The following is a 10,580-nucleotide window of genomic DNA, read 5'->3' as shown; positions in this document are numbered from 1 at the left end:
CGATCAAATCGAGCATTTTGCTTCTGTCGACAACAGATGACAAATTCATACCAAACGCCTCTCCCTCAATTTTACATATCATGAAAAAGACAATAACAATAAGTTTTTTCAATGAGAGCAAACCAACGTTCGCTCTTTTCCAGAAGTATCTGAAGCATCAAACAGACAGAAAAAAGGTACTAAACGAGACGGCCAACCACCTTCTACACCTTAAGAATCCGAATAAGAGACTGTTAGCCTTTAAAAATAAATTTTTCGAGACCTATGCCCGCGAACTGGCTTCCAACTCCGGATGCAGTGAGGTTCTACCCGATCATCTGCGCATACAAACCAAGGTGTGGGAGCAATTCCTGATCGAAATGATGAACGCCACACGTAAAGCGGGTTATCTGGGCGATATAACCATCAAACGGCTTGCACGCATACTGGTCTGCATCCTCGATACGGACTACGACCAGGCAGGAATGGTCAACCGACTCAAAAATCCACAACCGGAATATGGGGATATTTACATAAAGGTTGAAGAGTTGGCAAAGCATATCACAAAGAATATCTAGTATTTAATCCGGGAGAGGTGTTTATTTACTTTTTTTGCCGACCATAATTACCGTTTTTTGTACGCAGGAGCCTGTTTTCAAAACCTACACAACTAACAACCAAACTCTTACCTTTCCAAAATCGGGTTATACGGAGTAGCTATCCCCCGTTGTATCTTTGAAAACGAAAAGCAGATGCCCTTTTATGTCTTTATAGAGAAATAAGTCTTATTATATTAAGAGAGCGTTCAAAAGATCGTTCCAAGATCGTTCTGAATCTCTTTTTGAGACGGGTATAACAGACTGATCAACGGATATTTACAAACATTTTTCAGCGTTCTGACTTCGTTCTGAGAATCGTTCTGGAAATAAACAGCATGTGGAACCTAAACAAAATACAGTCATGAAACAGTCTAAAATTAAATCACTTAAGATACTTTCAAAAGGTTTTCTGAAAGTACCGAATGACGTTCTGGAAGATATCTATTCAAATAACGTTATCACACGGTTGTGCGGCAAATTATATCTCTGCCTGCTCTATCATGCTTATTTCGCAGATGGAATGATTACAATAGGCAAGCTGTGTGTCCCCTGCAAACGGGGTGAATGGGTGACGACCTACCGGACGATCGAAGAAAAAACAGGTATCTCGATAAGTTGTATCAGTATGTTACTGGACATATTGGTCAACAAGGAGCTGATAACAGTCAGACGCTTTTCCCGTTTTACGGTAATAACCATCGTCCGCTACGATGACATGATGAAAACACCCCTCACTTTCCCGCCCGTCTTGCCGGGCAAACCGTCCGCCCCGGTGGCGGCAAGGATTTATTACCCGCGTCTCGCTGATTAATGTCAAACACATAAACAAGTATGATTATGAAACAAGAAAGCACTTTCCAGCCACCCCTACCCGCCCCGATCCCTGCATCGGAAGAGATGGAGCTGGCCGTCATCATGGCCGTTATCGCCCAGAGCGGAGCCATTGCCGACGTGGCCGAACGCCTGCTGCCGGACATGTTCGTCAACCCCGCCTACCGCCTGGTGTACCGTGCCATGACCGCCCTCCGCGACCGCGAAGCCGACATCGACATGCTGAGCATCGAAAACGAAATGCGCCTGCTCGACCCCGCACAGGCCGCGGAACTCAACGGCCTCGGATTCATCGCCGACCGGATGCTGACCGTACGCAACGCGGCACATATCCGCACCTATGCCGCCTCGGTGATCCGTTGCTGGGTGTTGCGCCGCCTTTGTGCGGACATGCAGGAGCATACCCTGAAGGCGCACGACCCGGCCGTCGACGTGGTGACACTCCTGGGCGGCATCCACAAAGGGGTGCAGAAGCTGGAGGATTTCTTTGCCGTGAGCAGTACCACCCGCCGGGCCGGAGAGGTGAGCCGCCGGGTGCTGGAAGAGATCTACGGTGAACAAAAAGCGCGTGCCGCCGGCGAAGAATTGCAGGTGACGACGGGTATCGACGAGTTCGACCGCGGGCTGGGCGGCCTTTTCAAAGGGGAGCTACTGGTGCTGGCCGGGCGGCCTTCGATGGGAAAGACGGCACTGGCGCTCCACATGGCACTGGCGGCGGCACGGAAAGGGAAACGGGTGTGTTTCTTCAGCCTCGAGATGACCGAACGCCAACTGATAAGCCGCCTGCTCTGCACGATAAGCGGGGTGGAACCCGACAAGCTGCGGTTTAAGTTGCTCAATGCCGACGAGCGTGCCCGGCTGGGTGCGGCCAGCGAGGAGCTCGACCGCTTGCCGCTGTTCCTGAACTATTGCAGCGGCTGCAATTTCGAGGAGATACGTGCCAAGACGATGGCGCTGCACCGCCGCACGGCACTCGACCTGATCGTCATCGACTACCTGAACCTGATACAGATCAACCCCGCAGCCCGGGGAGAGGTGAAAGACACGATGGATCTGGCACTGGGCGACGTGTGCCGCCGCATCAAGAACCTGGTGATGGAAGCCGGTGTGGCGGGTCTCCTGCTGGCACAGCTCAATCGCAACTGCGAAGCGCGCACCGACCATGTCCCGGTGATGAGCGACCTGCGCAACTCGGGCGAGATCGAGCAGATAGCCGACAGTATCGCGTTCGTCTACCGCCCCGAGCATTACCAGGAATACTACGACAAGGCCACGAAGGAAGATATGCGGGGCGTCGGCCAGCTTTTCATCTCCAAAAACCACAACGGAGCCACCGGCGAAGTCCGCTTCCGCTACAATAATTGCCTGACACAGATTTATGCATATAAAAACAATTCATTATGAACACTAAACAACTGAAAGCCGCCAACCCGATCGAACGGGTGGCGGCACGTTACGGAAGCCTTCAGAAGGCAGGTGCAAACTTTAAGATGCTGTGTCCGTTTCACGACGACCACCATCCTTCGCTCATGCTGCATGTGGGCAGGCAGTTCTTCAAATGCCATGCCTGCGGGGCGGGCGGCGATGTGATCGGGCTGGTGATGGGGATGGAAAGGTGCTCGTTCGCAGAAGCGGTGAAGAAGCTAGGGGGAGAAACACACAGCACAAATAAGCTTATCGATAGCGATGCAAAGGTATCTGTTTCCCCTCCCGAAAGGAGGCAGGAGGTGTGCCACAGCCATCCCGACAAGCTATCCGAAGAACAACGGACTTTCCTCCGCTCCCTCCTCCCTTTCGCCTCCGGCCACAGCGAACTGTCGCCTACCTGGCTCGACTTCGGTGTCGGGCTTGCCCCGTCCTTCGTGCCCGACGCTTTCCGTGCCATGCGGGGACGTATCATCTTCCCGATCTACGACGCAGCAGGTGTCCTGACCGGTTTCGGGGCACGGCGAAAGGATGGCGACTCCCCGGCTGCTACCGCCTCCGACTCCCCGAAATACATCAACACCGCCAACAACGCGCTTTTCGACAAGAGCCGCACGCTCTACGGCATCCACCGTGCCACCGAGGCGATCCGCCGGGCGGGCTTCGTCTTCCTGGTAGAGGGCTACAAGGATGTGCTGGCCATGCACGCGGCCGGTTACTGCAACACCGTCGCCCTCTGCGGCACGGCGCTGACCGACGGGCAGGCGGAGATTCTCGCCCGCTATACCTCCGGCCTCTATCTCCTGTTGGACGGCGACCTCCCCGGACGTAATGCCGCCGCAAAGATTACCCGCGAACGCAAAGGTTGCTTCACCGTCCGCCCCTTCATGATCCCGACCGCCGAAGATCCCGACGAACTGTTCCGCCGCCTGGGGAAAACGGATTTCCGCACCTATATCCGCCACCTCACGGCGGAAGGCCGGTTCTGTGCCCGCCGCCTGCTAGGATATTGCCTGCGCTACCCCTCGCTGGCTCCCCACCTCACGCGGATGCTCGAAGCGGACGACATGCCCTTCCCCGACAGCGACTACAACGACTTGCTCCGCCACCTCTCCCTCGCACAGCTACGCAGCGGCACGGGGACGACAGACGACACCTCATACGGTTTCCCGTCGGAGCTAGCCGTCTTCGCCTCCTTCCTCCGGTCGCTCCTGCCCGTCCTGTTTCCTCCGCTGCCCGACGTGCCCGGTGTGCCGGAAGGGATGCTCGAGTCGGAGGATATATTGTCGCCCGAAGCCGTCCTGCATACCCTCTGTCTCGAATACTACGAGGAAAGGATCATGGCTTCCGCCCGTCGTTTGCGCAACCATCTCCACTGCCAGTCGGCATCCTCCCGTCCGCCCCTCCTCCACGCCTTCGGCAACCAGCTCCGCCTCCTCACCGAAATCACCCGCCAGACCTGCCGCACGGCAGCGGTTGGGGAGAGGTGGTTTTGAGGGAAGGGAAAAGTTTTTCTTCCCCTACAGTATTAAATTCATATAATTGATTACCTTTGTGGAAACAATCATTCAAATAAAGAAAGGAACCAAATCCATGACAAAAAAGAATTACTCCCATAAGGTGAAAGAAACTTCCGGCTCCACGATCAATGAACCCATAGTGTCCTATGGATTAAGTGATGCTGCGGAACAACTCTTACAATCACAATATACCCTGGATGAATTAAATGCCCGCATAGACGAAGCAGAAAACGATATTGATGCCGGAAGGGTTTATACAAGCGAACAGGTACATGACATATTAGAGAAAAAATATCCCTGGTTATGCAAATAAACTGGTCTCGCAAAGCCTTACTACAATTAGATATTATCATCAACCAATGTGTCGATTTATTCGGTGAACGCATTGCGATACGCTTTTACAGGCAACTAAGCGACTATGAAAAACGTTTATCTAAAAATCCTTTACTAGGCCCTCCCGAGCCTTTACTTCAGAACCGTAAACGTAATTACCGGGGTCTTATCATACACGATCACTTCAAATTAATATATTACATAACAAATAAAGGTATCATACAAATTGCAGATATGTGGGATACCCGTCGTGAACCTGCTAAATTAGCTAAACGCATTAAATAACACGATTATCCAAACACAAGCCAACCCACCCGAACACCCCCGAACTGCCCGCATCGGCCATGTCGTAGCTTTGTAGTGTAATATTACAACAGGCAACAAAGTTATTCACTATTAAAACTTTTCTAATCATGGCAGTAAAATATCGTTTAGTCCTGAGGAAGGACATGAGTAAGGATGCGCCGGAAGACGGCAAGTTGGTGTATGCGGTAAGCAGTTCGACAGGTATGTGCGACACCAACCAGATGTGTGAAATTATTGCAGACCGCTCGGCGGCTACTGCGGGTGATGTCAAACTCGTGCTCGACGGCATCATGCATGTCCTGCAACAGAAACTACCGGAGGGGCAGACCGTGCAACTCGGCGAACTGGGATATATCCAGGCTGTGCTGGGAAGCAAAGGAGCGGCTACCGAAAAGGACTTCACCGCCAATATGATCAAAAGCCGGCGCATCCTCTTCCGTCCCGGCAAGCTGCTCAAGCAAATGGCGGACAACTTCAAGACGGAGCGCTACACCAGCGGCGCAACGCCTTCCACCCCGCCGGCAGGTGGCGGTGGCGAAGACGACAGGCCGGTGATCGAGTAGCCTAAGGTTCCCCCAGATGATCGACTATACAAGCCACTTGCTTGGGGGTAAGCACCTTCCTTCCGGCTTTCCAGCCACAGGCCGTCAGCCGGGAGGTCAGCTCGTCACTCAGTTTGATCCAGCGCCGCAACTGCACGGAAGCACATTCGGGCTTGCTGTCGGGGAAGTATAACAGGGCCAGCTCCTGGTAGCCCCACACACGCTTGAAGTTCTGTTTCTTGTCGGACATAACTCTTAGTTTTTGCTTGTTTTACAATACGTAAATATACTCATTAACAAGCAGATAATCAAATTATCGAGAACCTTTTTACGGTCTGACGACCGATAAATCAACCTCTTTATGTCAACACTCAAAGTAATTTTCGATTTCATCCTTTCCGTCGTAAAGATCATCTTTCCCGGAAAAGGCAACGGGAGGCACTGCCATCCGGATCACGCCCTTCCTGACCATCATAGCCCTGACAGCCCTGATCCTGAAGGAGACGGAAGTAGCGATGGCGGCAGTGGGAGCCATCCTGTCATCTGATCAGCTTATACCCGATCCCCCGGACATTCAGAATCTTGATCCGGGGGTCTTTTTCCAGCTTATGACGCAGCTTGGTGACGAAGACATGCAGGCTGCGGGCATTATAGAAACTGTCGTCGCCCCAAAGTTTCAACAGGATGTCTTTGCTGTCTACCGGATGGTTGCCGCTTTCGCAAAGCATCTTCAGCAGCTCCGACTCCCGGAACGAAAGCTCCGTCTCCTCCCCGGCTATTTCCAGTATCTGCCGCGAAGGGAAAAAGGTATACAACCCGATCTCATGGAAAGTGGCGGGAACAGACTCCGGGTTGTTTTTGGCAATCAGGGCCTTCACGCGGACTATCAGTTCACGCAGGCTGAAAGGTTTCCGCAGGTAATCGTTCGCACCCAATTCGAACCCCTGCACGATATCGTCCACACTCGACCGGGCACTCAGGAAAAGGACAGGCACCTCTTTGTCGGCACGGCGTATGCGGCGAACCATTTCGAAACCGTCGATCTCCGGCATCATCACGTCGGCAATGACCAGTGCCGGCGACTGACGGAAGAACTGCTCGATCCCGTCTAACCCGTCGCGTCCGACAAGTACCCCGAAACCCTCTTCCTCCAGGGCGTCTTTTATGATCATCGCCAGCGAGGCGTCATCTTCCACTAATAATATATAATCCATATCTTCCGGTTATTGAGGTAAAATGATAATAAAACAGCAGCCTTCCCCGGGCACGCTTTCGACGGTGATGGTTCCCCCGTGCTTCTCCACCATTGTCCTGACGTAGAACAAGCCGATCCCGTATCCCTTCACGGCCGTGCGCCGTTCGCCCGGTATCCGGTAGAACTTATCGAATATATGCGACTGGTATTCTGCGGCAATGCCGGGGCCGTTGTCGCGGATACGGAACTGCACCTTTCCTTCTTCGGCCGATACCTGTATCTGTATTTCCGGCTCACCGGGCGTATATTTAAGGGCATTATCGATGATGTTGGACAGGATATTGAACAGATGCATCCGGTCGGCTTTCAGGGAGATATCCGGCGGGCGGCAATCGATCTCCATACGGAAAGGACGCGGCGACTTGATCTTCTGTTGCTCCCGTATCTTGTCCAGCATACCGGCAACCGGAATCGTTTCTTTCTGCAAGCGCATTTCTTTCTCCGGTTCGAGATCAATGGAGAGTATCTGTTCCACCATGCCGCCCAGCCTCTCCAGCTCTTCGTGGCAGAGATGCAGGTACTTGTCGGCCTTCGCCTTGTTGTCGAGCAGGTTGTAATGGATGATCGACTCGATGGCGGCATAGGAGATGGCGATCGGTGTTTTCAGTTCGTGGGTGACATTGTGGGTGAAGTCATCTTTCAGTTGCTCCACGGTCTTTTGATGAATCAGGAACCAGATCATATAGGCGAACGACAAGGCCAGGATCAGCAGGATCAGGAAGGAGGAGACGAGTATCCCGCTCATCCCAGCCAGCGAAGCCATACGGGTGGACTCCACATAGACGTAGAAAGCCTTGGGATGGTAGGTGGTATATTCCCACGTATATAACCGGTAACGGCCGGTGTCTTCCCCGGCAGGAACGGAGCTGGCAATGACCGTGCTGTCGGTAAGCGACCGTATCTCCGTGAAATGGCGTAGGTGGAGGTTCTTCTCCCGGAGGTTGGCCGACAGCAGGCTGTCGAACCGGACAAGGTCGACCGGGAAGTTCGTGTCGAGCACTTCGTGGAGGCTGCGCTGCATCTGCAATCCCAACTCGCCCAGCGAACTGAAGTCTTCACCCACTTTGACATTACCGTCTTGCAGGACTTTCTTCATTTCCTCACTTATACCTTGTGAATAGGGAATCCCGGCTCTCTCATCGATGATCCGGACGGGAGGAACTACTGAGTCCCTGTCACGGAAACGGGTAGTCAAGGCGGTACCGCCCAAGTCATCGGCAAAAGAAATCGTCTCCCGCCGTTTATTGGCCAACTTGCCGATAGAGTCGGCACGGCTGAACAACTCGACATGATCGGCATTGCGGATAGCCTGGGTGATGTATTCCCGGTTCTGCCTTTGCAGGGAACGGTAGAGCCCGCTGATCCAGAACAGCTGATAGACGAAGATACCCGACAACGACAGGATCACCAGGAGGATAATATATTTGAACGATGATTTCATGCAAACAAATATAGGTATTCTCCGGTTTGCCGCTCTCCGCTTTAAACCAAAATAACACAGTTTCGGGCGAATGTTATTTAGTCTTACCAAATGAAGGGCTTTTTTGGATATTCCGTTTCCCCCGTCTACATTCGCCGGAAAACACAAAGCCATGAAAAAGATCTGGTACTTATGGATAATTACAGGCCTCTTCCCTCTGCATGAAGGGATGCTGGCACAGACGAAAACCGCTTCCGGCACCCTCCTGGTGAACGACAGTATCACGCTGGACTTACCGGAAGTATTCGTGAAAGCCGAACGCCCGTTGGTGAAGATGGCCGCCGGGAAACTGGAGTACGACATCCCCAACCTGATAAAGAGCAAGCCGGTAGACAACGCGTTCGATATCCTGGGCGAACTGCCGGGGGTAGGCAAAAGCGGCGACGACATCACCCTGCTGGGTACATCGGAGACGACCATCATTATCAACGGCCGCAAAAGCTCCATGACGACGGAACAGCTGGCCGATATGCTGAAAGCCACCCCTTCGGGCAAGGTGAAGAAGGTGGAGGTGATGTACAGTACCCCGCCCCAATACGGCGTAAGAGGTGCGTCGATCAACGTGATCATCGAAAACGACAGGAGCCTGAAAGAGCAACTGAAAGGGGAAGTGTCGCTGACCGGAAAGCAGGCTTATTATTTCTCTCCTTCGGGGCTGGTGAACCTGTCGTACACCGGAAAGAAATATGCGGCCGACCTCTCCTACTCGGCCGGTTACCGTCACGGGCGTTCTACGGAAGATATGCATGCCGAACCGACCGTGAACGGTGTGAAGTACGATATCCTGCAAAAGAACTGGTCGGAAAACAAAAGCATAACCCACAACCTGCGGGCTGCCTTCGAGTATGATTTCGACAACAAAGACAAGCTGTCCCTCTCCTACACCGGACGGTACACACAGGACGCCCCCCCTTCCTACCGGGGCGGACGGACGGATTTCACGGACATCGAAACAGTGAACACAACCAGCCGGACTACCGGCCCTTCTTCCCTGCACAGTGCACGTGCCGACTATAACGGCCATAAGAATCTCAATGCGGGTATCGACTATACGTTCTACAAGGATAAATCCTTGCAGGAGCTGGTCAACAATTTTGAAGATGCCGATAAGCAAAACAGGCGCAACGAAAGCCGTCAGCAGGCACAACGGGCCAATATGTACCTGAACCATTCCGTCACGACAGCCGGTAAATGGAAGATAGCCTACGGCCTGGAAGCTTCGCTGTCTGGTACGACTAATGAGGCAAACGCGCTTCTCGACAACGAGCAGGAAAGTGAAGGTACGTTCGACCTGAAGCAGAAGGAATATTCCGTGGGTGCTTTCGCCGGGGTATCGTATGCGTTCGGGAAGAAGTTCTCGCTGGATGCTTCGCTGACGGTGAGGTATTACAAGGCTTCGGTCGACTCGGCGGGAATGGAAAGTACGTTGTGGGACAAAGCCGACCTGTTCCCGTCGTTGTCTGCGGTCTACCGGATCGACCGATCCAATATGTTGCAGTTCTCGCTGTCGAGCAACCGGAAGTATCCTTCCTACTGGGCTACGACGCCTAATACCTATTATATGAATGTGTATAGTGTGATAAAAGGTAACCCTAATCTGAAACCGGAACTGAACTATTCGATGCAGCTAACTTATGTGATGAAGAACAAATACGTGCTGGGGGCTTTCGCCAATTTCCAGCCGGACAGGATACTGCAGATGTCGTACCAATGCCCCGACCGCCTGCAATCGGTATTCCATACGATCAACCTGGATGTACATAATATGTTCGGATTGATGGCTGTCGTTCCCTTCCATGCGGGGGAAGTGCTCAGTTCGCGGTTGACGCTGATGGGCTTTGCCATTCACGACAAGGGCACATTGATAGACGTCTCCTTCGACCGGAAGAAGTTGTTCGGACGGGCGATGCTGACCAATACGATCTTCCTGACACGCGACAAGAACCTTTCGCTCGACATCAGCGGCGATTATAGTTCGCCCGCCATACAAGGTATCTACGATATCGACCCGCTATATGGTATCGATGCCGCCCTGGTATGGACGCTCCCCCGGCAGAAACTCCGCTTCACCCTCAAGGGCACCGACCTACTGAACAGCCAGAAGCCCCTCACCCATATCGACGAGCAGGGGCAGAAAAGCCGGATGGAACTGTTCCAGGACGTACGGTCGGTATCGCTGACAGTCCGTTACAGCTTCGGCGGTTTCAAGGAGAAGAAAGTGAAGGCGGTGGATACGTCACGGTTCGGGACTTGAAATAACAGGCCTTGTAAGGGCGGTTCGCGAACCGCTCCTATCAACGACACTATATT

General features: G+C 52.9%; 12 protein-coding genes. 9 read left to right on the top strand and 3 right to left on the bottom strand.

Annotated elements, in window-relative coordinates:
* Positions 1 to 80 precede the first annotated feature (80 nt).
* The 7 genes from HMPREF1536_RS17510 (at position 81) to HMPREF1536_RS17480 (ending at position 5,556) form a co-directional block, all read left to right on the top strand.
* Complete coding sequence (locus tag HMPREF1536_RS17510; RefSeq protein WP_028726763.1) at positions 81 to 557, top strand: hypothetical protein; 477 nt, start codon at positions 81 to 83, stop codon at positions 555 to 557.
* A gap of 382 nt (positions 558 to 939) precedes the next feature.
* Positions 940 to 1,389 carry a hypothetical protein gene (locus HMPREF1536_RS17505; protein ID WP_052349787.1) on the top strand — a complete coding sequence of 150 codons (450 nt, stop codon included), beginning with the start codon at positions 940 to 942 and terminating at the stop codon, positions 1,387 to 1,389.
* Positions 1,390 to 1,415: 26 nt separating this feature from the next.
* Entirely contained in the window at positions 1,416 to 2,813 is a 1,398-nt protein-coding gene (locus HMPREF1536_RS17500) for a replicative DNA helicase (RefSeq protein ID WP_044191599.1), read from the top strand.
* On the top strand, positions 2,810 to 4,330 hold the full coding sequence (locus tag HMPREF1536_RS26700) for a CHC2 zinc finger domain-containing protein (RefSeq protein WP_052349788.1): 1,521 nt from the start codon (positions 2,810 to 2,812) through the stop codon (positions 4,328 to 4,330). The genes HMPREF1536_RS17500 and HMPREF1536_RS26700 overlap by 4 nt, the downstream gene beginning before the upstream one ends.
* A 58-nt stretch (positions 4,331 to 4,388) precedes the next feature.
* Complete coding sequence (locus HMPREF1536_RS17490) at positions 4,389 to 4,667, top strand: hypothetical protein (RefSeq protein WP_147337558.1); 279 nt, start codon at positions 4,389 to 4,391, stop codon at positions 4,665 to 4,667.
* Complete coding sequence (locus HMPREF1536_RS17485) at positions 4,658 to 4,972, top strand: type II toxin-antitoxin system RelE/ParE family toxin (protein WP_028726766.1); 315 nt, start codon at positions 4,658 to 4,660, stop codon at positions 4,970 to 4,972. Before HMPREF1536_RS17490 ends, HMPREF1536_RS17485 begins: the two co-directional genes overlap by 10 nt.
* A gap of 128 nt (positions 4,973 to 5,100) precedes the next feature.
* Complete coding sequence (locus HMPREF1536_RS17480) at positions 5,101 to 5,556, top strand: HU family DNA-binding protein (protein WP_028726767.1); 456 nt, start codon at positions 5,101 to 5,103, stop codon at positions 5,554 to 5,556.
* A 1-nt stretch (position 5,557) separates the two neighbouring features.
* Here the strand turns inward: HMPREF1536_RS17480 and HMPREF1536_RS17475 are convergent, their stop codons facing one another.
* The gene (locus HMPREF1536_RS17475; RefSeq protein ID WP_028726768.1) at positions 5,558 to 5,785 is read right to left on the bottom strand and encodes a DUF4248 domain-containing protein; all 228 of its coding nucleotides are present in this window, start codon (positions 5,783 to 5,785) and stop codon (positions 5,558 to 5,560) included.
* Positions 5,786 to 5,896: 111 nt separating this feature from the next.
* On the opposite strand from HMPREF1536_RS17475, the gene HMPREF1536_RS27695 reads away from it, so the two are divergent.
* Positions 5,897 to 6,082, top strand: coding sequence for a hypothetical protein (locus HMPREF1536_RS27695; protein ID WP_147337557.1), 186 nt, complete (start codon positions 5,897 to 5,899; stop codon positions 6,080 to 6,082).
* On the opposite strand, the gene HMPREF1536_RS17470 is transcribed toward HMPREF1536_RS27695, so the two are convergent.
* Positions 6,075 to 6,749, bottom strand: coding sequence for a response regulator transcription factor (locus tag HMPREF1536_RS17470; RefSeq protein ID WP_028726769.1), 675 nt, complete (start codon positions 6,747 to 6,749; stop codon positions 6,075 to 6,077). The genes HMPREF1536_RS27695 and HMPREF1536_RS17470 overlap by 8 nt on opposite strands.
* Before the next feature lie 9 nt (positions 6,750 to 6,758).
* Entirely contained in the window at positions 6,759 to 8,231 is a 1,473-nt protein-coding gene (locus tag HMPREF1536_RS17465; RefSeq protein WP_028726770.1) for a sensor histidine kinase, read from the bottom strand.
* Between the two features lie 151 nt (positions 8,232 to 8,382).
* Between HMPREF1536_RS17465 and HMPREF1536_RS17460 the strand changes: the two genes are divergently transcribed.
* On the top strand, positions 8,383 to 10,524 hold the full coding sequence (locus HMPREF1536_RS17460) for a TonB-dependent receptor domain-containing protein (protein ID WP_028726771.1): 2,142 nt from the start codon (positions 8,383 to 8,385) through the stop codon (positions 10,522 to 10,524).
* Positions 10,525 to 10,580: the final 56 nt, after the last annotated feature.

The sequence above is a fragment of the Parabacteroides gordonii MS-1 = DSM 23371 genome (assembly GCF_000969825.1).
Classification (GTDB): Bacteria; Bacteroidota; Bacteroidia; order Bacteroidales; family Tannerellaceae; genus Parabacteroides; species Parabacteroides gordonii.
Note: the sequence above shows the minus strand (reverse complement) of the source record. Positions and strands in the feature narration are given on the sequence as shown.

What these genes read in the sequence shown, in the direction of transcription:
- HMPREF1536_RS17510 (WP_028726763.1), top strand. Translation starts at nt 81, where the DNA reads ATGAAAAAGACAATAACAATAAGTTTTTTCAATGAGAGCAAACCAACG.
- HMPREF1536_RS17505 (WP_052349787.1), top strand. Translation starts at nt 940, where the DNA reads ATGAAACAGTCTAAAATTAAATCACTTAAGATACTTTCAAAAGGTTTT.
- HMPREF1536_RS17500 (WP_044191599.1), top strand. Translation starts at nt 1,416, where the DNA reads ATGAAACAAGAAAGCACTTTCCAGCCACCCCTACCCGCCCCGATCCCT.
- HMPREF1536_RS26700 (WP_052349788.1), top strand. Translation starts at nt 2,810, where the DNA reads ATGAACACTAAACAACTGAAAGCCGCCAACCCGATCGAACGGGTGGCG.
- HMPREF1536_RS17485 (WP_028726766.1), top strand. Translation starts at nt 4,658, where the DNA reads ATGCAAATAAACTGGTCTCGCAAAGCCTTACTACAATTAGATATTATC.
- HMPREF1536_RS17480 (WP_028726767.1), top strand. Translation starts at nt 5,101, where the DNA reads ATGGCAGTAAAATATCGTTTAGTCCTGAGGAAGGACATGAGTAAGGAT.
- HMPREF1536_RS17475 (WP_028726768.1), bottom strand. Translation starts at nt 5,785, where the DNA reads ATGTCCGACAAGAAACAGAACTTCAAGCGTGTGTGGGGCTACCAGGAG.
- HMPREF1536_RS27695 (WP_147337557.1), top strand. Translation starts at nt 5,897, where the DNA reads ATGTCAACACTCAAAGTAATTTTCGATTTCATCCTTTCCGTCGTAAAG.
- HMPREF1536_RS17470 (WP_028726769.1), bottom strand. Translation starts at nt 6,749, where the DNA reads ATGGATTATATATTATTAGTGGAAGATGACGCCTCGCTGGCGATGATC.
- HMPREF1536_RS17465 (WP_028726770.1), bottom strand. Translation starts at nt 8,231, where the DNA reads ATGAAATCATCGTTCAAATATATTATCCTCCTGGTGATCCTGTCGTTG.
- HMPREF1536_RS17460 (WP_028726771.1), top strand. Translation starts at nt 8,383, where the DNA reads ATGAAAAAGATCTGGTACTTATGGATAATTACAGGCCTCTTCCCTCTG.